Here is a 25,887-nt window from a genome sequence, read left to right on the forward strand (position 1 = left end):
CAGGACGATTTCACACCGGCAAAGCGTCCGCAAGAGCGGAAGAAGCGGCGTCCCGGCCGGGCCTGGCAAGAGCGGCCTGGGCGGCCGCGATGCGCGCCATCGGGATGCGGTACGGCGAGCAGCTGACGTAGTCGAGGCCGATCTCGTGGCAGAAGAAAATCGAGTCGCGCTCGCCGCCGTGCTCGCCGCAGATGCCGGCCTTGAGGCCCGGCCGCGCGGCGCGCCCCGCCTCCGTGGCGATGCGGATGAGCTGGCCGACGCCCTCCTCGTCGAGCACCTGGAACGGATTGAACGGCAGCAGCCGGCGCTCGACGTAGCGCGCGAGGAACTTGCCTTCGGCGTCGTCGCGGCTGCATCCGTAGGTCATCTGCGTCAGGTCGTTCGTGCCGAAGGAAAAGAAGTCCGCATGCTCTGCGATCCGCCCGGCCGTCAGCGCGGCGCGCGGCACCTCGATCATCGTGCCGACGCGGATCGGCCGCTCGCGCCGCAGCGCCTCCGGCAGCAGCCGCTCCGCCACGGCCTCGACCTCGGCCCGCAGCAGGCCGAGCTCCGCCGCCTCGCCGACGAGCGGGACCATGATCTCCGCCCGCACGTCGACGCCGCGCTCCGCGCAGGCCGCTGCCGCCAGGCACAGCGCCTCCGCCTGCATCCGGTAAATCTCCGGATGCATGATGCCGAGCCGGCAGCCGCGCTGGCCGAGCATCGGGTTGGCCTCGCGCAGCGCATCCGAGCGGCGCAGCAGCGCCTCCAGCTCGGCGCGCTCGCCCTCGCGGGCGGCCTCGAGCTTGCGCTGCAGCTCCTCGCGGCCCGGCAGGAACTCATGCAGCGGCGGGTCGAGCAGCCGGATCGTCACCGGCAAGCCATCCATCGCCTCCAGCAGCCCTTCGAAGTCGGCCTGCTGCATCGGCCGCAGCTGCGCCAGCGCCGCCTCCCGCGCCTCGTCGGTCTCGGCGGCGATCATCCGCTGCATGACGGCCAGCCGCTCCGGAGCGAAAAACATATGCTCCGTGCGGCACAGCCCGATGCCCTGCGCGCCGAGCCGGCGCGCGGCGCGCGCGTCCTCCGGCGTATCGGCGTTGGCATGCACCTCCAGCCGCCGCAGCTCGTCGGCCCAGCGCAGCACCTGCAGCAGCTCCTCTGTCACGGCCGGCTCGCGCAGCGGCATGCGGCCCGCGATGACGCGGCCCGTGCCGCCGTCGATCGTCAGCCAGTCGCCTTCGGCGATCGCCTCGGCCCCGCCGCCGCGCACGGCGAGCCGCTTCGCCTCAGCGTCGACCGCGAGCGCCTCGCAGCCGCAGACGGCCGGCTTGCCCATGCCGCGCGCGACGACCGCCGCATGGCTCGTCATGCCGCCGCGGCTCGTCAGGATGCCTTCGGCGGCGAGCACGCCGTGGATGTCGTCCGGCGTCGTCTCGGGACGCACGAGGATGACCGGCTGTCCGTCCCGGCTCCAGCGCTCCGCCGTATCGGCGTCGAACACGGCCCGGCCGATCGCCGCTCCCGGCGACGCCGGCAAGCCCTTGGCGAGCGGCTGTCCGGCGGCCGACTCGTCGATGCCGCGATGGAGCAGCTGCTCCAGATGCGCCAGCTCCACGCGGCGCACCGCTTCCTCGCGAGCGATCCTTCCTTCGCAGACGAGATCGACGGCGATGCGGAGCGCGGCTTGGGCGCCTCTTTTGCCCGTACGGGTCTGCAGCAGGAACAGGACGCCCCGCTCGATCGTGAATTCGATGTCCTGCATGTCGCCGTACCGCTCCTCCAGCGTCCGGCCCCAGCGCTCCAGCTCGGCATGCGCCTGCGGCAGCGCCGCGGCGAGCGCGGCGATCGGCTGCGGCGTGCGGACGCCGGCGACGACGTCCTCGCCCTGCGCGTTCAGCAGGAACTCTCCATACAGGCCCGGCTCCCCCGTCGACGGGTCGCGGGTGAAGACGACGCCGGTGCCGCAGTCCGCGCCCTTGTTGCCGAACACCATGCGCTGCACCGTCACCGCCGTCCCGCCCGAGCCGTCGATGCGGTTGACGCTTCGGTAGACGCGGGCGCGCGGGTTGTCCCAGGAGCGGAACACCGCCTCGACCGCCAGCCGCAGCTGCTCCAGCACGTCCTGCGGGAACGGGCGGCCGGCCTGCCGGAGCACGAGCTGCTGGTAGTCGAGGACGAGCGCGCGCCAATGCTGCGCTTCGAGCTGCTGGTCGGTCTCGACGCCCGCCGCTTCCTTGCGCGCCTCCAGCAGGCGCTCGAAGCGCCAGCCGTCGACGCCGAGCACGACCTGGCCGAACATGGCGATGAGGCGGCGGTAGCAGTCGAAGGCGAAGCGCTCGTCGCCGGTGGCGGCGGCCAGCCCTTCCGCCGTCTCGTCGTTGAGCCCGAGGTTGAGGATCGTATCCATCATGCCCGGCATCGACACCGCCGCTCCCGAGCGCACCGAGACGAGCAGCGGGTCGGCGCGGTCGCCCAACCGCTGGCCGCCGCGCTCCTCCAGCACCGCCAGCGCCTCGCGGATCTCCGCCCAGAGCGGCTCCTCCAGCATGCCGCCGGAGCGGCCGTAATCCCGGCATGCTTCCGTCGTGACGGTGAAGCCGGGGGGAACCGGCACGCCGGCGGCGGTCATTTCCGCCAGGCCCGCTCCTTTGCCTCCGAGCAGCTGCTTCATGTCCGCGCGGCCTTCCTCGAACGCATAGACGCGCTTGGCGCTCATGGGCGCTCCCCCTCTCCGGCGGCGGGGCGCGTCGGCGGCGCGTAGTTCAGGCCGGAATCGGCGGCAGCCTCCCGGCATCGCGGCGAGTCGCAAAGGCTGTGGAAGATTTTGACCCGATTCGTCGGAAGCGTATCGACGATCTCGTTGCAGCTCGGGCATAAAATGAGTCCGTAGTCCAGGCTGCCTTCGGCAGCGGCTAATCCGTTTTTCATAGGGTCCATCTCCTTATGAAGTCGTGGGTTGAACGGGCATCTTGGCGCAGCGACAGCTATGGGAAGGGAACGATTCGCGAGGCTGAATGTTGATCGCGTCGAAGGTCAATGCGGCTGAAGGTCAATGGCGTCCGTGGCGCCGCTAGACGCGGACGGCCTGCGCGCCGCCGAGCCGGCCAGCGGCCGAAGCACGCTCCGCGATCCGCGCCGCCAGGTCGACGACCCGGCAGGCGTAGCCCCATTCGTTGTCGTACCAGGCGCTCAGCTGCACGGAGGAGCCGCGGGCCAGCACGCTCGGTCCGTCGACGACCGCCGACTTGTCGCAGCCGATGTAGTCGGCGGACACGAGCGGCAGGTCGGCGTAGCCGACATACGGCGCGAGCGGTCCGGCAGCCGCCTCGCGCAGCGCCTCGCGGACCTCGTCCGCCGCTGCCGGCGCGCCCAGCTCGAGCTGCAGCTGCAGCAGCGACACGTCGGCGACGGGAACGCGCACCGCCGAGCCGCGGATGACGGGAGCGAGCTCCGGCAGCACCTCGCGCAGCGCTTTGGAGACGCCGGTAGCGGCAGGGACGATGGAGGCGCCGCAGGAGCGGGCCCGGCGCCAGTCGCGATGCGGGTTGTCCAGATGGTTCTGGTCGCTCGTGAAGGCGTGGATCGACGTCGCCCAGCCGCCCCTGACGCCGAAAGCCTCGTGCATGGCCTTGAGCACGGGGGCAAGGCAGTTGGTCGTGCAGGAGGCGGCGGAGACGAAGCGGTGGACCGACGGGTCGAAACGCTCGTCGTTGACGCCCATGACGGCGGTCAGGTCGGCTTCGCCCGGAGAAGTGAGCAAGACGCGTCCCGCTCCCGCCTCGAGGTGCTTTTCCATGCCCGCCCGATCGGTGAACGCCCCGGTCGCGTCGATGACGAGGTCGATGCCGAGCCGCCTCCACGGCAGCCGGGACGGGTCGCGCTCGGATACGAGCTCGATCCGGTTCTGGGGCGACGAGTTCCGCTCAGGCGCGGGCTCGATCCAATTCTGGGGCGACGAGCTCTGCTCGGATGCGGGCTCGAGCCGGTTCTGGGGCGACGAGTTCCGATCGGATGCGGGCTCGATTCGGTTCTGCGTGGACGGGTTCCGCTCAGGCGCAGAGTCGATTCGGCTGCTCGGCTGCGGGGAGGAGCTTCGTCCGGGCGGGATCCCGGTTCGATCCAGCCGCTCGTCGGCCTCCAGCCGAACCAGCGCTCCGCCGTCCGTCCTCACCCGTCCCGGCCAGCGGCCGTGCACGGTGTCGTATTCCAGCAGATGGACCAGCATGTCGGGGGTGCAGGTCGTGTTGACGGCGACGAGCTCGAGCTCCGAGCCATCCGCGAGGTCCAGCAGCCGGCGGATGCAGAGACGGCCGATTCTTCCTGTGCCGTTGATGGCGATTCGCATGAAAGCAGCTCCTTTATGACGTATAATTATAAATATGACGCCTTATAAGGTAAGGGAAAGCCGCATCCAGCTCTCCCGCGGAGATGTCCGGGCTCGAGCCGAATTCGGCGAATGGCCATGGCGTCGCCCGGTGGACGCCGCAGAGGCGGGCCCGGCGGCCGCTGGATGGCAGTCGGTCCAGAGTCGGCCGGCGCTTACCCGAGCGCCTGGTCGCTGCGCATCGCGGCTTTGAGCGACAGGTCATGGCGCGTCTGGATGAAGCGCACCGTGCGCGTCGCCGCTCTCATGACGACCGAGTGCGTCGTGGCGAGCCGGCCCGGAAGCTCGCGCACGCCGTCCAGGAAATCTCCCTGCGTCACGCCGGTCGCGGCGAAGATGACGTCGCCCGTGCCGACCAGATCCTCCATGCGCAGCACCCGCGACGGATCGGCGATGCCCATCGCGGCGCAGCGGCGCAGCTGCTCCTCTCCCTCGGGGAGCAGGCGGCCTTGCAGCTCGCCGCCGAGGCATTTGACGGCTGCTGCCGCCAGCACGCCTTCCGGCGCTCCGCCGGAGCCGACGTACAGATCGACGCCCGTCTCGGGAAAGCAAGGCGCCATCGCCCCGGCCACGTCGCCGTCGGTCAGCAGCCGGACGCGTACGCCAAGCGCCCTCAGCTCGGCGAGCAGCGGCGCATGCCGCTCCCGCTCGAGCAGCGACACCGTCAGCTCGGAGAGCGGCTTGCCGAGCTCATGCGCCGCCTTGCGCATGGTCGCCGCAAGCGGATCCTGCAGCCGCAGCCGGCCCGCGAGCGCAGGGCCGACCGCAAGCTTCTGCATGTACATGTCGGGGGCATGCAGCAGCTGGCCGCGCGGCGCGAGCGCCAGCACCGACAGCGCGTTGTTGAGGCCGCGCGCGGCGAGCTCCGTCCCTTCGAGCGGGTCGACGGCCACATCCGCCTCCGGGCCGCTGCCGACGCCGAGCTCCTCGCCGATATAGAGCATCGGCGCCTCGTCCATCTCCCCTTCGCCGATGACGACGCGTCCGCGGATCGAGACCGAGCCGAACATCCTCCGCATCGCCTCCGTCGCCGCACCGTCGGCCATCATCTTGTCGCCCCGCCCGATCCACGGGGAGCAGGCCAAGGCGGCCAGCTCGGTCACCCGCACCACTTCAAGCGCCAATTCGCGTTCCATGCCCTCATCCTTTCGCATGCTTGCCGATTTAGCTCCTCGCCCCTCGCTTCTTGCTTCTTGCTCCGCCAGGAGGGATCTTCCGGATATAATGTAACACATATTATATATGAGTCACAATAGGCGATGGATGATTTTATTATGCGTACTATTTAGACAGGCGATGAAGGAAAGGAAACGAGCTTAGCCTGCAAAAAAGCTCTCAGCATAGCCAACAGCCAGGCAGGCAAGCTGCCTTATCTACGAATAAAGACCGAACAGAAGGAAGCCCGGCTTCCTTCTGTTCGGTCTTTATTGGTAGAGCCCGTCCATCCTGATCGCCGCAAACGAGGACTCCTTGTCTAGGAGACAGAGCCCTGATCAGGCAAGAACTGTCGGCCGCATATCCTTACCAGGCGTAGGCTTTCGGAGCCTGTCCGCCCGGGCCGGGGAAGATCTCGTCGATGCGCTTGAGCGTGCTCTCGTCGAGCTTGATCTCGACGGCCCGCAGGGAGCGCTCGAATTGCTCCAGCGTACGGACGCCGATGATCGGAGCCGTGACGGCCGGCTGATGGAGCAGCCAGGCCAGCGACACGAGATCCTCGGTCTCTCCGAGCTCGTCGCATAGGCGGCCGTAAGCCTCCAGCTGCTCGCGATGCCGATCCGAGCGGTTGTCGCCGCTCCGCTGGCCCGCTTCGCCGCGGCGGATGTTGCCGGACAGCAGGCCGCCGTCAAGCGGACTCCACGGAATGATGCCGATGCCATGCGCCTGTGCGGACGGCAGCACCTCCAGCTCGGGCAGGCGGGTCAGCAGATTGTACTTGTGCTGCTCGGAAACGAGGCCGAGCACGCCGCGGGCCTTGGCCTCGCCTTGGGCGACCGCCAGATCCCAGCCCGCGAAATTGCTGGAGCCGACATAGCCGATCTTGCCCTGCGCCTGCATGTCGCCGAACGCCGGCCACAGCTCGTCCCAGCTGGCGCTGCGATCGACGTGATGCATCTGGTACAGCTCGATGTGATCGGTCTGCAAGCGGCGCAGCGACCCTTCCAGATGACGGCGAAGCTTGTACGACGACAGGCCCGACTCGCCGTTGGGCCCGTCAAGCGGATCATTCATGTCGCCGTAAGCCTTGGTGGCGATCACGGTGCGCTCGCGGCGGCCGCCGCCTTGCGCGAACCAGCGGCCGATGATCTCCTCCGTGCGGCCGGAGTTCTCTCCCCACCCGTAGATGTTCGCCGTATCAAAAAAGTTGATGCCCGCATCCAGCGCGGCATCCATAATCGTAAACGCTTCCTTTTCATCCGTTCCGACGCCGAAATTCATCGTGCCCAGGCAGAGGCGGCTGACCCGCAGCCCCGAGCGGCCAAGCTTGGTGTACTCCATCTGTCCTTCGAACTCCCTTCCAGACGCAAGAAATGAATTGCTCTACCAGTATACCTGAACGAAAGAGGCGGCGGAAAAAAATCGCTGCATGCCGATGGACGAACAGTCGACTCAAGAAAGTCGGCTTTAGCGGCTGCAAGGCAACGTTTACTATTGCCTCGGTTATTGATAGACCAGATATAGACGATAGGGAAGTGGTTTGAAGCCGCCGACCTGCGGACGAACGCCCCGTCCTGCCAGCGCCCTCGCGTTTCGTTCTTGCACAGCAGCTTTTTGCTTCGACAGGAACCCAATCATTGCTCATGGGAACCCCTTATCATGCTTTTTTCCAATATACCGTTCCGAAAATGAAACGAGAGCGGTTGCGACTAACAAAATCGTTCAATGCCGATGACGCTCCGCTAACATGGCGAAGCTAGGCTGAAGAGGCGCGGCTGCCGCCGATCTGCCGCCTCCGCGTCGAATTTGAATCCAAGGCACTTTTGTGCCCTGGATCAACCCATCCGCGTCGGATTTCTGAATCCAAGGCACTTTTGTGCCCTGGATCGACCCATCCGCGGCGGATTTCTGAATCCAAGGCACTTTTGTGCCCTGGATCGACCCATCCGCGGCGGATTTCTGAATCCAAGGCACTTTTGTGCCCTGGATCGACCCATCCGCGTCGGATTTCTGAATCCAAGGCACTTTTGTGCCCTGGATCGACCCATCCGCGGCGGATTTCTGAATCCAAGGCACTTTTGTGCCCTGGATCGACCCATCCGCGGCGGATTTCTGAATCCAAGGCACTTTTGTGCCCTGGATTGGCCCATCCTCGGCGGATTTCTGAATCCAAGGCACTTTTGTGCCCTGGATCGACACATCCGCGACGGATTTTTGAATCCAAGGCACTTTTGTGCCCTGGATCGACCCATCCGCAGCGGATTTTTGAATCCAAGGCACTTTTGTGCCCTGGATTGGCCGTATCCCCGGCCGTCGCCGTGTCTGCCGCTCTGCCGAACGACTTCTTCCATCCGGAAAGGAGCTCTGAACGAAATGGCCCTGCGCTTCCGGTTCCTGCGAACCCCCGCTTCGTCCGCCGCTTCTGCCGCGCCCTTGGAATCCGCTGCATCTCTTGTTCGCGCGCCTCACTCAAGCTCGGCGCTCATTCCGGCGTCCGCTCCGCCCACGCTCCCGCCCTCTGCCGCTCCGCCCCCCGCTCCGGCTGTCGCCGAACGTGACTCGAGAGCGCCTGCTCCGCCCACGCTCTCGGCCTCTGCCGCCCCTGCGTCCGCTCCGCCCCCCGCTCCGGCTGCCGCCGAACGTGCCGCGAGAGCGCCTGCTCCGACCACGCTCCCGCCCTCTGCCGCCCCTGCGTCCGCTCCGCCCCCCGCTCCGGCTGTCGCCGAACGTGACTCGAGAGCGCCTGCTCCGCCCACGCTCCCGCCCTCTGCCGCTCCTGCGTCTGCTCCGCCCTCCGCTCCGCTCTCCGCTCCAGCTGCCGCCGAGCGTTCCGCGAGAGCGGCTGCTCCGCCCACGCTCCCGGCCTCGCCGTCCCGCTCGCTCCGCCGCCAGCCGAAGGCGCTGCTGCTGTACGCCTCCTACGGCGACGGCCATCTGCAGGCCGCCAAAGCCATCCGCGCCCAGCTCGCCGAACGAGGCTGCGGCCCGATTCGAATGGTCGATCTGATGGCCGAGGCCCACCCGCTGCTGAACGCCCTCTCTCGCTGCTTTTACCGCAGCAGCTACCGCCTCTTCCCCGGCGTGTACGGCTGGCTGTACGAGCGCACGCGCCTCGCGGCGCCGGGCTCGGCGCTCGCCGCCGTCCTGCACGCCCCCGGTCGCAGGCGCCTGCGGCAGCTGCTGCGCGAGGAGCGGCCCGACCTCGTGCTGCATACGTTCCCGCTCTTTCCCGGACCGCCCGCCGGATCGCCGGACCGTCCCGCGCTGACGGCCGCGATCGTCACCGACTACGACCTGCACCGCCGCTGGGTCCACCCCGGCATCGACCGCTACTACGCCGCCTCGGAGGAAATGAAAAGCGAGCTCCTCGCCGCCGGCGTGCCCGAGGAGCGCGTCTGCTTCGCCGGCATCCCGGTCAGGCCCGGCTTCGACGCGCGCCGGCGCGGCTCCGACCGCTCCGCGCTGGCGCGTCGCGGCTTCGATCCCGAGCTGCCGCTCGTGCTGCTCATGGGCGGCGGAGCCGGCATCCTCGGCGGCCTGCTGCCCGCCTGCGGCCGGCTGCTCGCGGAGCGGCCGCAGGTCCAGCTCGCGCTCGTCTGCGGCCGCAACGAGGCGTTCGCGCGCGACGCCCGCCGCCGCTTCGCCGGCCGCCCGGATTCGGGCCGCCTGCATGTGCTCGGCTACGTCGAGGAGCTGCCGGAGCTGATGCTGCATGCGGCATGCCTCGTGACGAAGCCGGGCGGGCTGACGATCGCCGAAGGGCTGGCGGCCGGCGTGCCGCTCGTGCTTTACCGCCCCGTACCGGGCCAGGAGCGCCGCAACGCGGCCTACGCGGCGCGCCTGGGCGCGGCCGCCGTCGTCCGCACGCCGGATGCGCTCGTCGAAGCGGTGCTGAAACTGTTGGACGACCCGGAGCGTCTTAAGGAAAGCGCGCGCCGGACGGGAGCGCTTGGCCGGCCGGACGGCGCCGGACGGATCGCCGACGATTTGCTGCAGCGGCTCGAGGGGTATACTGGAAAAGAACGGCCGATCCGGCCAAGCTCCGTTCAAGGAGGAACCTCGGATGAAGGCAATACCATCGCTGCTGCGCTCCGAAGCTAGAAGCCGCTCCCAGCTCCCGCTGCTCGCCGCCGTCCTGCTGCTCGTCGAATTCGCGCGCGGGGCGGCGCTGGTCAGCTTCCTGCCCCTGTACGGCACCGATACGCTCGGCCTGACGCTGGGGACGGTCGGAGCGGCGATCGCCGCCCACTATCTGACCGACACGGCGCTCAAGCTCGGCATCGGCTACTGGCTGGACCGGCATTCGATCCGGGCCGTCGTCTTCGCGGGCATGCTCGCCTCGCTCGCCGGCATCCTGCTGCTGCCGCTCGCGCATGCGCCGTGGCTGTTCATCGCGGCGTCCGCGCTGTACGGCGTCGGCATCTCTCCGATCTGGATCGTCTGCCTCACCCAGGTCAGGGAAGAAAAGCGAGCCTCGCAAATGGGCACGCTCTATGCCATCTGGCTCGGCGGCCTCGGCGCCGGGCCGATCGTCTGCAACATCGTGCTCGACTTCAGCAGCGGCGCCGCCTATCTGCTGCTGCTCGGAGCCGTCGCCGCCGCTACGGCCCTCTCGCTGCTGCTGCGCGGCCGCACCGGAGCGGACGCTCCGCAGCATGTGCCGCTGCGCCGGCAGCTGCCGGTGCTCCGGGAGCGGCTGCAGGCGATGCGGCTGCTGCTGCCCGGCATGGTGCTGCAGACTGCCGTCGCCGGCATGCTCGTCACTGTCCTGCCGACGTTCGCGACGGACCGCCTGGCGCTGAGCGGCGCCCAGTACTCGCTGCTGCTCACGGCCGGAGGCGTGCTGACGATCGGCATGCTCCTGCCGATGGGCAGGCTGTCCGACCGGCTCAGCCGCCATCGGCGCTGGTTTCTCGTCGTCGGCTTCTTCGCTGTCGCGGCCTCGCTGTACGCGCTCTCCTTCACGCGCGGCTTCGGGCTGTGCCTGGCGCTGGCCGCCCTGCTCGGCCTGTCCTACGCCGCCGTGCTGCCCGCCTGGAACGCGCTGCTCGCCGCCTATGTTCCTCCTAGCCAGAAAGGGCTCGGCTGGGGTATGCTGAGCACAGTGGAGGGCGTCGGCGGCATGATCGGCCCCGTCGCCGGCGGCCTCGCGGCCACCTGGCGCGGCGAGCCGTTCGTCGTCTGGCTGAGCGCCCTGCTGTTCGGACTCATCGGGCTGTGCTACGGCTTCCTGCCTCTCGCGGAAGCCGATCACGGCCGCACTAATCCACCGGAATAGGTTGTGAGCTTTTTCCATGAACCACGTCCAGAAGTGGCTCAGCCAACTCAAAAACATGAACCTGCAGCAGCTCGAGCATACGCTGCAGCAGCTTTCCCACTACGGACCGCTGCCCGGCATCCTGCTGCCGTTCGCGGAAGCGTTCCTGCCGTTCCTGCCGCTGTTCGTCTTTATCGCGGCCAATGCCAACATCTACGGCCTCGGCCTCGGCTTCCTCTACTCGTGGATCGGCGTCAGCGCCGGGTCCATCTGCGTGTTCGCCATAGCCCGCTCGTTCGGCTCGGGCCTCGGCATGTGGCTGGAGCGGCGCTTCCCTCGCGCCGGCAAGTTTTTCGACTGGCTGGAGCGCCGCGGATTCACGCCGGTGTTCCTGCTCAGCTGCTTTCCCTTTTCCCCGTCGGTGCTGGTGAACATCGCCTCCGGCCTGAGCTCGCTGCCGCTGCGCACGTTCCTGCTCGCCGTGCTGCTCGGCAAAGCCGTCATGATCATGATCATCTCGCTGCTCAGCTTCAATATCGGCGAGCTCGCGCCTTGGCGCATCGCCGTGGCGGCCGTCGTCGTCGTTGCGATGTGGCTGGGCGGCAAGAAGCTCGAGATGCGCTACCTCGCCAAGTAGCGGCCGCCGTCCCGGCGCTGCCGAAAGTTGCCTGCTCCGCCCGCTTATAGGACAGCCCCTCCGGCGGCACACTGTTGAGGCAGTCCAATGCCGAGAGGAGAATGGCCATGTCAGGCGAGCAGCCGTCCGCCAAGCAGTTGTCCGCGCGCAAGGCGCAGTCGCAAGCCGACCGCTCCGGCCGCGGCAAAGCCCAGGCCAGCGAGCGTCAGTCCGACGCCGACGCCGCGGCAGTCAAGAAGCACGGCGTCTAGCCGGCCCGGAACAGGAGGAAAGCTTGATGAGCAGGAACGAGGACAACCCCGTCCACAACGAAATGGAACCGGTCTCGGGCGAGCATGTCGAGGTCGACGGCGTCTACACGAACCAATGGGGACGCGAGGAGAAGCTGCAGCGCGGAGACGTCTTTCCGGCCGACCCGATGTGGGGCTCGACGGAATGGAAGCTGACCGAGCTTGAATTCAGCAACCATCACGCGGGCCACACCGACCCGCGCGAGATTCCGCATGACGGCGCGAACGATCCGGAGAACCATCTCCAGCATCCGCGCCGCCATAAGCACAAAGAGCATCGCGGCGACGAGTAGGCCCGGCGCCCGCTTGGGCCCGCTCTCGCCATACGTCAAAAAAGGCGCGTTCCGTCTATACGGAATGCGCCTTTTTGGCGGCTGCACAGCCGGAAGCATCCGGGCGGCATGTCCGCAGCGAGGCTTCGCGGCTAGCCGAAGCTCCGCCCGCCGCTTAATCCTTGCCGCGCAGCGGGAAGATCTGCCAGCGGCTCGAGGCGCCTTCCGCCTCGCGCGTCTGCACCTGCTCGATCACTTTTTCGAGGCGACGCAGATGGTAGCCGTACTCGAACAGCGCCGAGGCGACAAAGACGAGCCGGCGATGCTCCTCCGGATTGTCCCGCAGGTAGTCCGTCAGCTGGCGGGCCAGGCTCGAGCCGGTAATCGACTCCGCCTGGCTGAACGAGCCGGGCTTGACCTTGTTGTCGAGCTTGAGCAGCAGGAATTCGTGGTACTTGGTCAGCTCCTCGATCTGGGCGTCCATCCGTCCGGCCCAGGCTTCGGCGCCCGGCGCGGAGAAATAATGCTCCTCGACGACCTCGAGCAGATCGGCGCCTTTGTTCACGACGCGGATCAGCTGCCTCGCCAGCAGCAGCTGGCGGGCCCTCTCCGCCCGGCTCGACGCGCGGAAGCTGCGCTCGTCCTCGAGCACCTTGAAGCGCTCCTCGAGGCGGCCGATCGTGCCTTGAAGCTTGTCTTTCTCCGCGTTGTACACCTGCTCCCTCATCTCGTCGGAGATCGACGTGCGCAGCAGCAGCGACAGCTGGGCGTAGCTCTGATGCACGAGATCGTGGAACTGGCGGCGCGGACTCGGCGGAAAGATGAGCACGTTGACAGCGAACGCCGCCCCCATGCCCGTCAGCACCTGCAGGAAGCGCTCCACGGCGAACATCCAGCCGGTGGAGTTGGCCTCCATCACGGCCACGACGGTGACGAGCGTCAGGCCAACGGTCGCCTCCATCTTGAGCTTGATGCTGATGAGGATGACGGCGATGCAGACGATGCCGACGGTGATCGGCGAGTTGCCGATGAGCTGCACCGCGCCAAGCGCGATCGCCGCGCCGAGCAGGTTCGTCTGGAACTGGTCGCTGACCTGCTGCCACGAGCGGAAGATCGACGGCTGCAGGGTGAAGATGGCCGATACGGCCGATAAAATCGGATTGACGAAGCCGAACAGGCCGCTCAAATAAATGGCCAGCGCCACGGCCATGCCCGTCTTGAGGACGCGGGCGCCTATCGTCATGGTGCGGGGCCTCCTTTGGATTCGCGCAAAATAGCGGACAGCCGCCTCAGCCGGCCGAGGCGGGAGCCTCGGGCTCCCGGAACGAGCTGCGCGCGTTGTGGCTGCGGCAGGGCAGCCGGATCTCGAACGTCGTGCCGATGCCGAGCTCGCTGGAGACGCGGATCCGTCCTTTATGATTGTCCACAATTTTATAGGATACCATAAGACCGAGTCCAGTGCCCTTGTCCTTGGTCGTATAGAACGGCTGCCCCATCTTGGCGAGCTGCTCCTCGTCGATGCCGGGTCCGCGGTCGATGACGGAAATGACGGCCTCTCCGTCCTCCCGGCGCAGGCCGATGCCGATCTCGCCGCCGTCCTGCATGACCTCGATCGCGTTTTTCAGCACGTTGATGAACACCTGCTTCACTTGCGAATCGACGCCGTAGATCCAAAGCGGATTGTCGCCGTAGTCCGCCTTGATCTCGATGCCGTACAGCGCCGCCTGCGACTCCAGCAGCAGCACCGTGTCGAGCATCATGACGCGGACGTCGGCGAAGTCCATCTCGTACACCTGAGGCTTGGACAGCATGAGCAGCTCGCTGACGATCGTCTCGATCCGGCTCAGCTCCGACTTCATGATGTCGAAATAACCGGCAGAGGAAGAGCGGCCGCTCGCCATCAGCTGCAGGAAGCCTTTGAGCGAGGTGAGCGGATTGCGGATCTCGTGGGCGATGCCGGCCGCGAGCTGGCCCGCGACGTACAGCTTCTCGGAGTTGATGAGCAGCTCCTCGTTCTTCTTGCGCTCCGAGATGTCGCGGATGATGACGACGACGATCGGCTTGCCGACGAAGGTCGATTCCGAAAGGATGACTTCCGTGCTGATGAGCCGTCCCTTGACGGTTACCCAATCGAGCTCGATCGGAGGGCTTTCCCCTCGTCTCCTCTCCTTGCCGCTGCGGCGCAAGGTCGGCCGCAGGTAGGCGCTCATGCGCTCGTGATGGCCGGAGTAAAGAAATTCGTAGACCGAGCGGCCGACCATCTCCGACTCGTTCTGGATCTCGAACATGCGCCGGCCCGAGCGATTGATGAATTCCCAATTGGAGCCGCTGATGACGGCGATCGTGTCGATCGAGTTCTCGACGATGAGCCGGTACCGCTCGTTGATGAGGCCGTAGCGGCGGTCGGCCACCCATGCGATGATGCTGAAGGCGAAAATGACGATCGCGGCCAGCGCGAGCAGCAGGCCCATGAGCATGACGTAATCGTCCAGCCGGTAGTCCGGCGGCGACATCGTTCTCGATACGGTCGTCCCGGCGAGGGACAGCACATGAAGGGCAAGCGTGCCGCATGCCAGCAGCAGGCTGCACAGCGGGCGGAATTTTCCGCCGTATTTGGCGTGGAGATGGAGGGCTGCGACGGTCGCGCTCAAGAAGCACAGCGCTCCGACGGAGATGTAGATGGGATCGACGCGGAAATGGCCGAGGCGGTGGGTCAGCAGGCCCATGAGATGCAGCAGCAGCACCCCGGCCGTCAGGATGGACGACGCCGTCAGCTGGCGCAGGATGGAGGCGGGATGGCCGCCTCGCAGCAGGAAGGACAGCGCGAACAGCGCGCTGATCGTCGTGACGATCAGCGGCAGGACCGTCAGCGCGCCGACGGTCATGACGTAATCATAGGCGAGCATGCCGACAAAGTGCATCGACCAGACGCCGAGCGCGAACACGGCCGCAGCTCCGGTGAGCCAGAACAAGCGGCCGGGCCGAGTGCGCTGAAGCCCCCCTGTCATGCTCAGCATCGTGTACGAGGAGAACGTCGTGATGATAAAAGCGAGCAGGAGGTAAATCAGATGGTCGATCGTCAGGTATGGTTTCATGTAAATGGGTCCTCCCCCATTCATCTCTCTTTCTGCCGGAGCTCTTTTTCGCAGCCAGGAACGGGCGCGCGCCTCCTTGACGGAGATCGGTTCGAGGAGCCGGTCCTGCTGCGGCTTTCCACCCAATTCGACGGCAGGAAAGAAAATCCTTTTCATGCCGGATGGGAGGCGCTTTCAGAAACCGCTTCCGCGATTTCGGCGCGCTTACAGCCGGAGCGGGCTGGAATTTCGCGCCCGGCTCGCGTACACTAGGGCGTGTTTGCGGGATTGCCGGCACGTCGATCTAGGGCTATGAGAAAAGGAGCGGATCCGGATGGAAGAACAATTCGACATCTACGACGAAAGCTGGATGCCGGTCGGCACCGCTTCGCGCCGGGACGTGCATCGCCTCGGCCTGCGGCATCGCAGCTTTCACTGCTGGGTGTACCGCATCGGCTCCGGCGAGCCGAAGGTGCTGTTTCAAAAGCGGCAGCTCGGCAAGGACACGTATCCGGGCTTCCTGGACATCTCGGCGGCCGGCCATCTGGCGGCGGGCGAGACGGTGCGGGAGGCCGTGCGCGAGCTGGAGGAGGAGCTCGGCATCGCCGCGGCGTTCGAGGAGCTCGCCTATCTCGGCTGGAGCGAGGCCAGGGCGATCGGCAGCGCGGGCGGCGAGCCGTTCATCGACCATGAGCGGAGCGAGGAGTACGCCCTCCGCTGCGAGCGGCGTCCGCTGTCGCTGCGGCTGCAGCCGGAGGAGGTGCTCGGCGTCTACGAGGCGCCGCTGCGCGGCATGATCCGGCTGTTCGAAGGCGAGCTCAGCGAGCTGAGGGCGGAAGGCGCCGAGCTGGCGGGCGGCGGTAGTGCGGGCGGCGAGGGCGACCGGAGGAGTGCCGTTGGCGGAGGCGGCGAGGATGCGGACGGCGGCAGGAGTGCCGTTGGCGGGGGCGGCGAGGATGCGGACGGCGGCAGGAGTGCCGGAGGCGGGGGCCGCGAGGATGCGGACGGCGGCAGGAGTGCCGGAGGCGGTGGTGGCGGGAGTGCTGGCGATGGGAATGCGGGCGACGGGAATGCGGGCGACGGTTGGAGTGCCGAAGGCAGGGACGCCGGGAGTGCAAAATGCGGCAAGGACGGCGGCGACGCGAATGCGGGCGACGGAGCGCCAGCGCTGGTAGCGGCGAGCCTCGCTGTACGGGCGGAGCACTTCGTCCCACGGCACGACGGCTATTACGCCGGGTTGTTCCGGCGGCTGCTCCAACTGGCGGAGGCCGGCGGCAAAGCCTAGGCAAAGCAAGCCGAATGCAATCCAAGGCACATTTGTGCCTTGGTTCCCGCGGACTGCGCCGATTCGGCCAATCCAAGGCACATTTGTGCCTTGGTTGACGCGGACTCCGCCCATTCGGCCGATCCAAGGCACATTTGTGCCTTGGTTGACGCGGACTCCGCCCATTCGGCCGATCCAAGGCACATTTGTGCCTTGGTTCCCGCGGACTCCGCCCATTCGGCCGATCCAAGGCACATTTGTGCCTTGGTTCCCGCGGACTCCGCCCATTCGGCCAATCCAAGGCACATTTGTGCCTTGGTTCCCGCGGACTGCGCCAATTCGGCCGATCCAAGGCACATTTGTGCCTTGGTTCCCGCGGACTCCGCCCATTCGGCATCCAAGGCACATTTGTGCCTTGGTTCCCGCGGACTCCGCCCATTCGGCCAATCCAAGGCACATTTGTGCCTTGGTTCCCGCGGACTGCGCCAATTCGGCCGATCCAAGGCACATTTGTGCCTTGGTTCCCGCGGACTCCGCCCATTCGGCAAATCCAAGGCACATTTGTGCCTTGGTTCCCGCGGACTCCGCCCATTCGGCCAATCCAAGGCACATTTGTGCCTTGGTTCCCGCGGACTCCGCCCATTCGGCCAATCCAAGGCACATTTGTGCCTTGGTTCCCGCGGACTCCGCCCATTCGGCCAATCCAAGGCACATTTGTGCCTTGGTTCCCGCGGACTCCGCCCATTCGGCCGATCCAAGGCACATTTGTGCCTTGGTTGATGCGGACTCCGCCCATTCGGCAAATCCAAGGCACATTTGTGCCTTGGTTCCCGCGGACTCCGCCCATTCGGCCGATCCATCCGCAACATAAAGAAGCCAAACGGAACGAAAGACGAGCAAGCTCGCCTTCCTTCCGTTTGGCTTCTGCCGCATTGGCGCCGAACCGGCGCGGCACGCCAGCCCGCTGCACGCGGCGCGGCGGCCGCAGCACCGCGCGCAGCGACGGCCGCCGCCGGCACCTCTCCCTCAACGCCGGCGGCCGCGGCGCTTCGGCTTCAGCGCGCCGGAGCGCCCGGCGCGCGCGGATTTGCGCGCCGAGCCCGGCGCCGCCTTGCGGGCGGAGCCCCGCGCCGGCCGCCGAGCGCCGCCCTTCGCGGCCTTGCGCGCGCCGCCCGCCGCCGCCTTGCGCGAGCGGCCGCCGGCCGGCTTCTCCGGCACGGCGTTCACGCTGCCGCTCGGGCCGGCGGCCGCAGCGGCCGCTCCGCCGGCGCCGGCAGGGAGCGGGAACGCCGCTCCCTGCCCCGGCACAGGACCGCCGAAGCCGGACAGCCCAGGCCGGCCGCCGAACGGGCCGATGCCGGGAAAGCCTCCGGGAAATCCGCCCGGAAAGCCACCGGGGGCGCCTCCCGGAAACGGCGCTCCCCCGCCCCCGCCCCAGGGCGGCTGCGTCTGGCCGCCGCCCTGGAGCCTTTCCCAATTGGAGTACCAGTTGTCGATCATGCCATGGATGTTGTAGAAATACGTCGAGCGGGGAGCGGTGTCGAGATCCTGCAGCAGCGGCTCGTTCAGCACGTCGGAGCCGGCGTCGTGCATGCAGGCATGGAGCCGCTCGATGAAGCGGCCCAGATCGTCGGCCGTCGCGAACGATTGCGGCTGCTGCAGAATTCTGCGTTCCGCGTTCTGGTCGTAGCAACGGCTCATGCGGATGCCTTGCGGCACGGACGTCCAAGGCTGGACGAGGCTCATGTCGTAGCCCTGGGATTGATACCAGCTCAGCACCTTGCGGATGTACTGGCGGTGGAAGTTCAGGAAGCGGTCGCCCCAGCCGATCGGGGGATTGTCGTTGTCGCTGACATGGTTGGCATGGTGCCAGCGCAGATGCTCCTCGAGCAGGTCGTTCGGAAAATTCGGAATGATCATTGGAAATCCTCCCATGAGGCGGGTCTGCATGCCCGGCGTCTTTCCCTAGGATATGACGCGGCGGGCGGGCATGTGCCTGCCCGCCCGCCTCTCCCCAGCTCCCTCTCCTCCGATATTCCGCTCGACTCCTCGCCTGCTTTACGCCCGTCGGCCTCTCCGCTCAGCTCCGATCGTCGTAATACACATGCTCCGCGCGCAGCCGTCCGCCCTCGATGTCGAGCAGGCCGAACGAATAGCGCGGCTGGCGGCGCTTCTGCAGCGGCGAGCCCGGATTGAACAGCAGCGACGGGCCGTGCTGCTTGCGGTACGGCGTATGCGAGTGGCCGAAAAGAATCAGGTCGGGCCGCTCCTCCTCGAAGCTGGAAAGCGCCTTTTGCTCCGTCCAGCGCCCCCAGCCGATGTCGCCGTGCACGATGCCGATCCGGCAGCCGCCCAGCTCCAGCAGCCGCTTGCGGCCGAAGCGCCGCGCCAGCTCCGGTCCGTCGTTGTTGCCGGCGACGCCGTCCACCGGCGCAATCCGCTCCAGCAGCAAGACCGCCCGCTCATGCGTCCAGTCTCCCGCGTGCAGGATCAGCTCGACTCCCTGCAGGCCCCGCACGAGCTCATCCGGCAGCTTTGCCGCCGCCCCGCTCAGATGCGTGTCGGACACGAGTCCGATTCTCATGCGGCTTCCCCCTCCGTGCCGGCTCCAGGCCGGCGTAATCGTTGCTTCCTCCAGCTTATCACATCGGCGATCGTCCATGAACCGGCAGCTGCGGCGCCGCGCCCATTGTGCGGACCGGGCGGCGACGACAGCGCGCGGATCAAGCGCTTCGCGGCGGCGCCGCTCCCCTTCCCCCGGCCCATTCGTGCGGAGCCCGGCGGTTTGGTACAATGGAAGCACCGCATATGCGCGGAAACATCGCCGTGAAGGAGGCCTTCCGCCGCCATGACCTCAACGATCGCCTTGACCAACAAGCTGCGCGAAGCGATGCACCATCTGGAGAACCGCTTCCAGGAACGCGAGGAGCTGATCCGCGTCCTGCTGCTGGCCATGATGAGCGGCGAAAGCCTGCTGCTCGTCGGGCCTCCCGGCTCCGCCAAATCGCAGCTCGCCCGCGCCGCCGCCGCGCTGCTCGGCACGAGCCGCAGCTTCGACTACCTGCTGACCCGCTTCACCTCGCCGGACGAGCTGTTCGGCCCCGTGTCGCTCCAGCAGCTCAAGCAGGACCGCTACATCCGCCAGACGCGGGGATACCTGCCGGACGCGGAGGTCGCCTTCCTCGACGAGATCTTCAAGGCGAGCAGCGCCATCCTGAACTCCCTGCTCACGCTGCTCAACGAGCGCCGCTTCCACAACGGCGCGGAGGCGCAGCCGGTGCCGCTGCTGACGCTGATCGCCGCCTCCAACGAGCTGCCCGAGGAGCAGGAAGGGCTGGCCGCGCTGTACGACCGCTTCCTGTTCCGCTACGAGACGCGCTACCTGCAGCAGATCGCGAGCTTCGAGCGCATGTTCCAGGCTCCCGACAGCCCCCCGCCGGCGCTGCTCGATCCCGCCGTGCTGAAGCAGGTGCAGGAGCGCGCCCGCGAGGCGCGCCTGCCGGAGCCGGTGCTCGTCCTGCTGTTCCGGCTCAAGACGCTGCTCGAGGAAAAGGAATACGTGCTCTCCGACCGCCGCTGGCGCCGCATCGGCCGCACCTGGCAGATCAGCGCGGCGATCCACGGCCGCGACGAGGTCAGCGTTTGGGATACGGTGCTGACGCCGCATCTGCTGTGGGACTTTCCCGAGGACCTGGAGGAGCTGCGCGGCCTGTTCGCGGAAGCCTGGCAGGAGCTGCTCGCCAAGGAGCTGGAAAAGGAGCTGCCGCTCCCGTCCTACCGCGAGACGCTGCGCCGCTGGCTGGACAAGGAGGACGAGCTGAGCGGCTTCCAGTTCCGCAAGGAGGTCGGCGGCTCGCTCGGCGCGGGCCAGTCGGAGCGGCTCAAGGGCCAGCTGGACGAAGCCCGCGCCGAGCTCGAGGACGCCGCCCGCTCGCTGCAGGGCCGGCTGACCGCTTGGCAGGAGCGGGAGAAGCAGCTCCCCGAATGGATCGCCGCGCAGTCGGTGTTCGTCCTCCATGCGGACGAATACGCCGTCCGCTTTACGCGGCTGCGCATCCAGGGCGAGAAGCTGCTGCAGCAGGTGCAGGGCCTTTACCGCAGCCTGTTCGACAAGGACATCCCGGGCATCGCCTACGACTACACGCTGTAGCGCGCAGGCCCGCGCTGCAGCGCGCCATGCCGGTCCGCCTGCCCGACCGTCCGACCGCCCGTGTACCGACCGTCCGCGTGCGCGACCGAACGCCGGTCCGCTTGCCGCCTGCCCGACCACCCGTCCGACCGACAAGGAGGAATCCGCATGCTCATCCGCTGCGCGCGCGTCGACCGCTACCAGTTCGACGGCTTCGTCCGCTCCTCCCGCACCGCGCGCGAGTGGATGCGGGAAGCCGAGCGGCAGGTGCCGTGGTTCGACCTGGAGCTGTTCGCCGACTTCTTCATGAGCTTCTACCTGCCCGATCCCGCCTTCGAGCATCCGGCCGGCGGCGATCCGTTCCATCGCTGGATGCTGGCCGCCCTGCGCCGCCAGCACTACTACCGCGAGATCCATCCGCGCACCGTGCACGAGGTCAACGCTTCGTTCAAGACCGCGCTCAAGGCGCTCATGTGGCTGACGGAATCGTATGAGGAGGAAGCCCGCAAGCGCGAGCGCGAAAAACGGCCGATCGCCGGCGCCGGCCCGCAGGAAAAGGGCTCCGGGGGCGAGGAGGCGTCCGGAGAGCTGCGCGAGCGGCTGACGGACAAGCAGCTGCAGCAGCTGCAGCTCGTCGGCTACCGGCTGCAGCAGGGCAAAAGCGCCGCCGAGGACAAGCAGCGCGCGTTGGACGCGCGGCCGCTCGACCTCGAGGAGCTGGCCGCGCTGCGCCGCCGCGTCGAGGAGCTGCGCGAGGCGATGCGCACCGACTTCGTGCGCCGCGACAAGCATCGCGCCAAGCTCGCCAAGGCCGAGCAGGAGCTCGGCCAGCAGGAGCGGCGGCTCGCGCGCGTCACCGCCCGGGAGGCGGCGGCGATGCAGCGGCTCGAGGACGAGCTCGGCGGCTGGCTGGCCGATTCGCTGCGCGGCTCGCTGAGCCGCGCGGAGGCGGACAGCGGCGGCATCCACGCGCTGCTGCAGGCGAGCCAGCGGCTGGCGAACCGGCGCTGGGGCAGCGAGCTCGGCCGGCTCCGCCGCCAGACGTACGAGCAGTACGCCCTGTGGGTCGAGCGGCTGCGCGGCCACAAGGAGCTGCTCGCCTTCCTCGAGGAGGTCGGACGCCAGCTGCATGCGTTCAAGGCCGCACGCAAGCAGGCCGCGTCCCGCCGCGCTCCCGAGGCGCGCGGCGGCCTCGAGCTGTCGGGCGACATCGCCCGCATGCTGCCGTCCGAAGCGAGCCTGCTCGCCGACCCCGACTACGAGCCGTACTTCCTCATGCGCTGGCTCGACCGCAAGCTGCTCACCTACGCGCCCGAGGGACGCGAGGAGGAGCCGCAGCGCGGACCGGTCATCTGCATGGTCGACACCTCCCACTCGATGCGCGGGGCCAAGCTCCGGCTCGCGCAGGCGTTCACGGCGGCGTTCGCCGCCTTCACGCTCGGCGAGCGGCGCGATTTCACGCTGCTGCTGTTCGGCGCCAAGGGCGAGGTGCTGGAGCATCGCCTGCATCATCAGCGCCCCGACTGGGATAAATTCTACGAGCTCTCGCGGCTCGCCTACGGCGGCGGCACGAACTTCGACGCGCCGATCGCGCGCGGCATCGAGCTCGTGCAAGGCGCGCGCGGCTTCGCCGCCGCCGACTTCGTCCTGCTCACCGACGGCGTCGGCGAGGTGACGCCCCCGTACCGCGAGCGGCTGGCGACGCTGGCCCAGCGCAGAGGCGTCCGCCTCCATACGCTGATCCTCGGCTCGCCGCGCCAGCATCTGGCCCGGCCGTACGACATCGCCGGCGTCTCTCACCGGATCCGCTTCGCCGCCGTCTGGGAAGGCGCCGATCCTGCGGCAGCGGGCCTGCTGCTGGACGTGTTCGCTCCCGAGCGGCGCGCGCCCGAGGCTGCCGCGCGCCGCCGCTAGCGGCAGGCGCAGCAAAAAGGAGCGCGTCCCGGCCGGGACGGTACGCGCTCCTGAATAATTCGGGAAACAGAGGTCGTGCAGGATGGGCTGGCGCCGCCCCTAGGCAGCGATTCGGAAAAGCCTCCGCTCTCAGCCGAAATGCACGACCAGCCAGGCGACGCAAGCGGCCCAAAAAGGCAGCGCCAGCGCCAAGCCGTTGAGCAGGCCGATCCACAGCTGTCCTTCTCTCCGTATCATGGCGCATCTCTCCTTCGGTTCATGGCTTCCTGCTGTCAGTATGGCCGGGAACGCGCCCGATCAGACCTGGCAGCAGCAACTTGCTCGACCGGTTTAGCGTCAATACCCGATTAAGCGCTTCCAAAAACGCGGCCTTCAGCCGGCGTTCGAAAGAGAGCCAGCCTTGATCTACTCTATGCCAAGGAGGAACCCGCTATGCAATGCCGAAACGGATGCGCCGCATGCTGCATCGCCGCCTCCATCTCCTCGCCGATTCCCGGCCTGCCGCAGGGCAAGCCGGCCGGCATGCCCTGTCCGCAGCTGCTGCCCGATCTGCGCTGCGCCCTCTTCGGCCGGCCGGAGCGGCCCGCCGTCTGCTCGGAGCTGCTGCCCGAGCCGGAGATGTGCGGAGACAGCCGCGAGCATGCGCTCGGCTATCTTGGGCGGCTGGAGCGGGCGACCGCGCCGAAGAGCTGAGGCTCGTTTCCAGACAAAATAAAAAAACGCCGCTCCCGGTACAGGCCGAAAGCAACGTTTTTGCGAAGGGAATGAATCCTTGCATGTAAAGTGAATGGTGCTGATGAAGGGATTCGAACCCCCGACCTACGCATTACGAATGCGTTGCTCTACCAGCTGAGCTACATCAGCAAGCCATTTTCATGTCGTCCGCCTCGCGCTTGTCCAATCCATTTCGTCAGCGGCGACTTTTATAGAATACCGAATCACGCGAATAATGTCAAGCGCTTGTCGAATGTTTGCCGCCCCTGTAAATGTGACGGTTTTTTGTCCGAGATTGATGGCCATCCTGTTGGGGTAAAAAGAAAAAGAAAGACTATCTGATCGGAGGCGTATGGCAATGCCCTATTCCAAAATCTTGGTTGGTTACGACGGTTCGGAGCAATCGGTGCGAGCGCTGCGCTCGGCGATCGAGCTGGCCTCCACCTTCAAGGCGATGCTCGAGGTCGTCCATGCTTTCAATGCGGCGCCGGTCATCATCGGCGAGGCGGTAGCCGCGTCGCCGCCGGCAGGCGCGGAATCGATGCGGCTCGAAGCCGAGACCGTCGCGGCCGAGGCGCGGACGATCATCGCCTCCGCGACCGACATGCCGATTGAAGTGATGATTACCGACGGCGATCCCGGCAAACGGGTCGTCGGACTCGCGAAGGAGCGCGGCGCGGACCTGATCGTCGTCGGCAGCCACGGCAAAGGCGGCTTCAAGGAGCTGTTCACCGGAAGCGTCAGCCATTATGTGACGCAGCATGCCCCAGTGCCGGTGCTGGTCGTGAAATAAACCCGCCTCAAATAAAACGCAACAGGCGAACAGGCCGCCTCCGTCTCTCGGAGGCGGCCTCTTGCCGCGCCTGCGTCCACGGAGGACGAGGCGGATCGCAGCGTTCGGCGCGGCCAATCGGAAGCTAGTTCATGCGGGCCGGGAGCACGAGCGAGAAGCGGCTCCCTCCGCCTGCGCGGCTTTCCAGCTCCAGCCGGCCTCCGAGCAGCTCCGCCAGCTGCAGGCTGATGGACAGCCCCAGCCCGGTTCCGCCATAAGTGCGGGTGACGGCGCCGTCCGCCTGGCGGAACGCCTCGAAGATCAGCTCATGCTTGTCCGGCTCGATGCCGATGCCGCTGTCCACGACGTCGAACCGCAGCCAAGGCGTCCGATCGGCCGCCGGCTCCGCGCGCACCGCCAAGGCGACTCCGCCCGCATCGGTGAACTTGATCGCGTTGGCCAGCAGATTGCGCAGAATCTGGCGGATCCGGAGCGGATCGGTCAGCAGCAGCTCCGGAGCCTCCGGGTCGACCTCGACGTCGAAGCGGAGCCCCTTGCGCCGCGCCTGCGGCTCGAACTGCAGCTGCAGCGACTGCATCAGCTCCAGCGTCGACAGCGGCTCGATCTGGATCGACAGCTTGCCGGCCTCCACCCGGGACAGATCGAGGATATCCTCGATCTGCTGCAGCAGCTCGCGGCCGGCCGCATGGATCATCGCGCCATGCCTCCGCTCTTCCACGGTCCGCCGCTCGTCCTCGTTGTCGCCGATCAGCTCCGACAGCAGCAGGATGCTGTTGAGCGGCGTCTTGAGCTCATGCGACATATTGGCCAAAAACTCCGACTTGTACTTGGACGCGAGCTTGAGCTGGACCGCCTGCTCCTCGAGCTCGTGCTTGGCCGCTTGCAGCTCCTCGGTCTGCAGGCGGAGCGTGTCGTTCTTGACGCCGAGCTCCTTCATCCGCTCCTGCTCCTTGCTGAAATCGCGGATCATATAGACGAAAAATCCGCTCAGCAGGACGGAAAGCGGGAACGTCAGCGGGAAGAAGCGGCTCCAGTAGACCTCGAACGGAATGACGCCAAACAATGAAATGTTGATGCCGTTCAGCAGATTGATGCCTAGAATCGTGATCGTCGCCCGGACCGGGTAGGAAAGGCGCCGCTTGCGGAACCAGACGTTGGCCAGCGCGCCCGCGATGCCGAGGATGAGCATGTTGCCGACGCCGGCCCAGGCGGCGGGAGCGATGCCGAACAGCAGCCGGCCCGCGCCGATGCCGGCGCCGATCAGCCCGACCGCCCAAGGCGAGCGGAACGCAAGCACGGCCAGAAGCAGCGGAACCTGCCTCAGGTCGAACCGCACCTCGTCGCTCAGCTGCAGCCCGAACAGCATCGTCAGGATGCCGGATGCGACGAAGACGAGCGCCGCGGCCGCCTGCTGCGCGGCCGGACGGATGCGATGGAAGAACAGCTTGTACCCGAGATTGAACAGATAGGCGATTGTGACGAGCAGGCTGATATTCGTGAAGAATACTTTGAGAAACGCCACCTTGGCCTCCTGGGCAACCGTAATACCGCTATTTTACAGGATTGGCCGGCATTGCAACACTCCGATCGTCCGCTCGCCGCCGAATCCGGCTTTTTTCTATCGATAGACCTCAATTTTCCGCGTAATTTGTCGAAGAAATAGGCAAGAAGACTCATACCGAACGGCTGCAAGTAGAAAAATGTCCCGAATCTTTCATATTCTTTTAATCCGTTTAATGTAGAATAAGAGAAAAGAAGAACTATTTCCCCAAGGGGGTGCATCGCCGATATGATGAAGTCCATCACCTACAAGAACCGATCCGTTCCCGTCTTCTACCCCCCGGGACAAGAAGAAGCGGTTCGGCTGCTGCCCGACAAGCTCAAGGAATACGAGCTCAATTTCGATTTCCGCAAGCGCTGGAAGCGGATCGCCTCCGTCGAGATGAGCCGCGACGTGGCGATTTTCCAATACAATGACGGAACGAAGCTGTACCTGGAGGTCGGCTGAGCCGGCGCCTCCGCCCA

Annotated in this window: 23 protein-coding genes and 1 tRNA gene; 11 read left to right on the plus strand and 13 right to left on the minus strand. The window is 66.9% G+C overall.

What is annotated here, in order from left to right; all coding sequences use genetic code 11:
- Nucleotides 1–10: 10 nt before the first annotated feature.
- From ppdK to NYE40_RS21600, 7 genes are all read right to left on the minus strand, one after another.
- Nucleotides 11–2,695: a pyruvate, phosphate dikinase gene (gene ppdK, locus NYE40_RS21570; protein ID WP_339278934.1), complete on the minus strand. Its 2,685-nt coding sequence runs from the start codon at nt 2,693–2,695 to the stop codon at nt 11–13.
- Complete coding sequence (locus NYE40_RS21575; protein ID WP_339278936.1) at nt 2,692–2,907, minus strand: GapA-binding peptide SR1P; 216 nt, start codon at nt 2,905–2,907, stop codon at nt 2,692–2,694. The genes ppdK and NYE40_RS21575 overlap by 4 nt, the downstream gene beginning before the upstream one ends.
- 142 nt (nt 2,908–3,049) lie before the next feature.
- Nucleotides 3,050–4,324, minus strand: coding sequence for a glyceraldehyde 3-phosphate dehydrogenase NAD-binding domain-containing protein (locus NYE40_RS21580; protein WP_339278937.1), 1,275 nt, complete (start codon nt 4,322–4,324; stop codon nt 3,050–3,052).
- A gap of 194 nt (nt 4,325–4,518) precedes the next feature.
- Nucleotides 4,519–5,499 carry a class II fructose-bisphosphatase gene (gene glpX / locus NYE40_RS21585; protein ID WP_028598556.1) on the minus strand — a complete coding sequence of 327 codons (981 nt, stop codon included), beginning with the start codon at nt 5,497–5,499 and terminating at the stop codon, nt 4,519–4,521.
- Nucleotides 5,500–5,884: 385 nt separating this feature from the next.
- Nucleotides 5,885–6,859 carry an aldo/keto reductase gene (locus NYE40_RS21590; RefSeq protein ID WP_028598555.1) on the minus strand — a complete coding sequence of 325 codons (975 nt, stop codon included), beginning with the start codon at nt 6,857–6,859 and terminating at the stop codon, nt 5,885–5,887.
- 381 nt (nt 6,860–7,240) lie between these two features.
- Complete coding sequence (locus NYE40_RS21595) at nt 7,241–7,798, minus strand: hypothetical protein (protein WP_339278938.1); 558 nt, start codon at nt 7,796–7,798, stop codon at nt 7,241–7,243.
- 185 nt (nt 7,799–7,983) lie between these two features.
- A complete protein-coding gene (locus tag NYE40_RS21600) occupies nt 7,984–8,373 on the minus strand; it encodes a hypothetical protein (RefSeq protein ID WP_339280110.1) in 390 nt (129 codons plus the stop codon).
- A 79-nt stretch (nt 8,374–8,452) separates the two neighbouring features.
- Between NYE40_RS21600 and NYE40_RS21605 the strand changes: the two genes are divergently transcribed.
- From NYE40_RS21605 to NYE40_RS21625, 5 genes are all read left to right on the plus strand, one after another.
- The gene (locus NYE40_RS21605) at nt 8,453–9,619 is read left to right on the plus strand and encodes a glycosyltransferase (RefSeq protein ID WP_339280093.1); all 1,167 of its coding nucleotides are present in this window, start codon (nt 8,453–8,455) and stop codon (nt 9,617–9,619) included.
- Complete coding sequence (locus tag NYE40_RS21610; protein ID WP_101807768.1) at nt 9,582–10,796, plus strand: MFS transporter; 1,215 nt, start codon at nt 9,582–9,584, stop codon at nt 10,794–10,796. Before NYE40_RS21605 ends, NYE40_RS21610 begins: the two co-directional genes overlap by 38 nt.
- 16 nt (nt 10,797–10,812) lie before the next feature.
- Complete coding sequence (locus NYE40_RS21615; RefSeq protein WP_028598553.1) at nt 10,813–11,412, plus strand: TVP38/TMEM64 family protein; 600 nt, start codon at nt 10,813–10,815, stop codon at nt 11,410–11,412.
- Nucleotides 11,413–11,519: 107 nt separating this feature from the next.
- Nucleotides 11,520–11,663, plus strand: a complete 144-nt coding sequence (locus NYE40_RS21620) for a hypothetical protein (protein WP_228551716.1) — start codon at nt 11,520–11,522, stop codon at nt 11,661–11,663.
- Nucleotides 11,664–11,689: 26 nt separating this feature from the next.
- The gene (locus NYE40_RS21625) at nt 11,690–11,995 is read left to right on the plus strand and encodes a hypothetical protein (protein WP_028598552.1); all 306 of its coding nucleotides are present in this window, start codon (nt 11,690–11,692) and stop codon (nt 11,993–11,995) included.
- 154 nt (nt 11,996–12,149) lie between these two features.
- On the opposite strand, the gene NYE40_RS21630 is transcribed toward NYE40_RS21625, so the two are convergent.
- Nucleotides 12,150–13,217 (minus strand): aromatic acid exporter family protein, encoded by a 1,068-nt coding sequence (locus tag NYE40_RS21630; protein ID WP_052333142.1) that lies wholly within the window; start codon nt 13,215–13,217, stop codon nt 12,150–12,152.
- Between the two features lie 46 nt (nt 13,218–13,263).
- Nucleotides 13,264–15,069: an ATP-binding protein gene (locus NYE40_RS21635; protein WP_052333141.1), complete on the minus strand. Its 1,806-nt coding sequence runs from the start codon at nt 15,067–15,069 to the stop codon at nt 13,264–13,266.
- 313 nt (nt 15,070–15,382) lie between these two features.
- Here NYE40_RS21635 and NYE40_RS21640 point away from each other — a divergent pair, with 313 nt between their 5' ends.
- Nucleotides 15,383–16,333, plus strand: a complete 951-nt coding sequence (locus tag NYE40_RS21640; protein ID WP_339278939.1) for an NUDIX domain-containing protein — start codon at nt 15,383–15,385, stop codon at nt 16,331–16,333.
- A gap of 1,005 nt (nt 16,334–17,338) precedes the next feature.
- On the opposite strand, the gene NYE40_RS21645 is transcribed toward NYE40_RS21640, so the two are convergent.
- Together NYE40_RS21645 and NYE40_RS21650 are read right to left on the minus strand one after the other, a co-directional pair.
- Complete coding sequence (locus NYE40_RS21645; protein ID WP_052333260.1) at nt 17,339–18,232, minus strand: hypothetical protein; 894 nt, start codon at nt 18,230–18,232, stop codon at nt 17,339–17,341.
- A 160-nt stretch (nt 18,233–18,392) separates the two neighbouring features.
- Nucleotides 18,393–18,896: a metallophosphoesterase gene (locus NYE40_RS21650; protein WP_028599063.1), complete on the minus strand. Its 504-nt coding sequence runs from the start codon at nt 18,894–18,896 to the stop codon at nt 18,393–18,395.
- A gap of 264 nt (nt 18,897–19,160) precedes the next feature.
- Here NYE40_RS21650 and NYE40_RS21655 point away from each other — a divergent pair, with 264 nt between their 5' ends.
- The 3 genes from NYE40_RS21655 (at nt 19,161) to NYE40_RS21665 (ending at nt 23,048) form a co-directional block, all read left to right on the plus strand.
- On the plus strand, nt 19,161–20,462 hold the full coding sequence (locus NYE40_RS21655; RefSeq protein WP_028599062.1) for an AAA family ATPase: 1,302 nt from the start codon (nt 19,161–19,163) through the stop codon (nt 20,460–20,462).
- Nucleotides 20,463–20,609: 147 nt separating this feature from the next.
- The gene (locus NYE40_RS21660; RefSeq protein ID WP_101807666.1) at nt 20,610–22,355 is read left to right on the plus strand and encodes a hypothetical protein; all 1,746 of its coding nucleotides are present in this window, start codon (nt 20,610–20,612) and stop codon (nt 22,353–22,355) included.
- A gap of 432 nt (nt 22,356–22,787) precedes the next feature.
- Nucleotides 22,788–23,048 (plus strand): YkgJ family cysteine cluster protein, encoded by a 261-nt coding sequence (locus NYE40_RS21665; protein ID WP_180968364.1) that lies wholly within the window; start codon nt 22,788–22,790, stop codon nt 23,046–23,048.
- A gap of 95 nt (nt 23,049–23,143) precedes the next feature.
- On the opposite strand, the gene NYE40_RS21670 is transcribed toward NYE40_RS21665, so the two are convergent.
- Nucleotides 23,144–23,219 (minus strand) — tRNA-Thr (locus NYE40_RS21670).
- A gap of 208 nt (nt 23,220–23,427) precedes the next feature.
- Here NYE40_RS21670 and NYE40_RS21675 point away from each other — a divergent pair.
- Entirely contained in the window at nt 23,428–23,862 is a 435-nt protein-coding gene (locus NYE40_RS21675; RefSeq protein WP_028599059.1) for a universal stress protein, read from the plus strand.
- A gap of 124 nt (nt 23,863–23,986) precedes the next feature.
- Here NYE40_RS21675 and NYE40_RS21680 read toward each other — a convergent pair whose 3' ends face one another.
- A complete protein-coding gene (locus NYE40_RS21680) occupies nt 23,987–25,384 on the minus strand; it encodes an ATP-binding protein (RefSeq protein WP_028599058.1) in 1,398 nt (465 codons plus the stop codon).
- Between the two features lie 267 nt (nt 25,385–25,651).
- Here NYE40_RS21680 and NYE40_RS21685 point away from each other — a divergent pair, with 267 nt between their 5' ends.
- On the plus strand, nt 25,652–25,870 hold the full coding sequence (locus NYE40_RS21685) for a hypothetical protein (protein WP_028599057.1): 219 nt from the start codon (nt 25,652–25,654) through the stop codon (nt 25,868–25,870).
- The last annotated feature ends 17 nt before the right edge of the window (nt 25,871–25,887 follow it).

The organism is Paenibacillus sp. FSL W8-1187 (genome assembly GCF_037965485.1).
Classification (GTDB): Bacteria; Bacillota; Bacilli; order Paenibacillales; family Paenibacillaceae; genus Paenibacillus_O; species Paenibacillus_O pasadenensis.

Excerpts from the sequence above, each read along its gene's own strand:
- ppdK (WP_339278934.1), bottom strand. The coding sequence starts at position 2,695 with ATGAGCGCCAAGCGCGTCTATGCGTTCGAGGAAGGCCGCGCGGACATG.
- NYE40_RS21575 (WP_339278936.1), bottom strand. The coding sequence starts at position 2,907 with ATGAAAAACGGATTAGCCGCTGCCGAAGGCAGCCTGGACTACGGACTC.
- NYE40_RS21580 (WP_339278937.1), bottom strand. The coding sequence starts at position 4,324 with ATGCGAATCGCCATCAACGGCACAGGAAGAATCGGCCGTCTCTGCATC.
- glpX (WP_028598556.1), bottom strand. The coding sequence starts at position 5,499 with ATGGAACGCGAATTGGCGCTTGAAGTGGTGCGGGTGACCGAGCTGGCC.
- NYE40_RS21590 (WP_028598555.1), bottom strand. The coding sequence starts at position 6,859 with ATGGAGTACACCAAGCTTGGCCGCTCGGGGCTGCGGGTCAGCCGCCTC.
- NYE40_RS21610 (WP_101807768.1), top strand. The coding sequence starts at position 9,582 with ATGAAGGCAATACCATCGCTGCTGCGCTCCGAAGCTAGAAGCCGCTCC.
- NYE40_RS21615 (WP_028598553.1), top strand. The coding sequence starts at position 10,813 with ATGAACCACGTCCAGAAGTGGCTCAGCCAACTCAAAAACATGAACCTG.
- NYE40_RS21620 (WP_228551716.1), top strand. The coding sequence starts at position 11,520 with ATGTCAGGCGAGCAGCCGTCCGCCAAGCAGTTGTCCGCGCGCAAGGCG.
- NYE40_RS21625 (WP_028598552.1), top strand. The coding sequence starts at position 11,690 with ATGAGCAGGAACGAGGACAACCCCGTCCACAACGAAATGGAACCGGTC.
- NYE40_RS21630 (WP_052333142.1), bottom strand. The coding sequence starts at position 13,217 with ATGACGATAGGCGCCCGCGTCCTCAAGACGGGCATGGCCGTGGCGCTG.
- NYE40_RS21635 (WP_052333141.1), bottom strand. The coding sequence starts at position 15,069 with ATGAAACCATACCTGACGATCGACCATCTGATTTACCTCCTGCTCGCT.
- NYE40_RS21640 (WP_339278939.1), top strand. The coding sequence starts at position 15,383 with ATGGAAGAACAATTCGACATCTACGACGAAAGCTGGATGCCGGTCGGC.
- NYE40_RS21645 (WP_052333260.1), bottom strand. The coding sequence starts at position 18,232 with ATGATCATTCCGAATTTTCCGAACGACCTGCTCGAGGAGCATCTGCGC.
- NYE40_RS21650 (WP_028599063.1), bottom strand. The coding sequence starts at position 18,896 with ATGAGAATCGGACTCGTGTCCGACACGCATCTGAGCGGGGCGGCGGCA.
- NYE40_RS21655 (WP_028599062.1), top strand. The coding sequence starts at position 19,161 with ATGACCTCAACGATCGCCTTGACCAACAAGCTGCGCGAAGCGATGCAC.
- NYE40_RS21660 (WP_101807666.1), top strand. The coding sequence starts at position 20,610 with ATGCTCATCCGCTGCGCGCGCGTCGACCGCTACCAGTTCGACGGCTTC.
- NYE40_RS21665 (WP_180968364.1), top strand. The coding sequence starts at position 22,788 with ATGCAATGCCGAAACGGATGCGCCGCATGCTGCATCGCCGCCTCCATC.
- NYE40_RS21675 (WP_028599059.1), top strand. The coding sequence starts at position 23,428 with ATGCCCTATTCCAAAATCTTGGTTGGTTACGACGGTTCGGAGCAATCG.
- NYE40_RS21685 (WP_028599057.1), top strand. The coding sequence starts at position 25,652 with ATGATGAAGTCCATCACCTACAAGAACCGATCCGTTCCCGTCTTCTAC.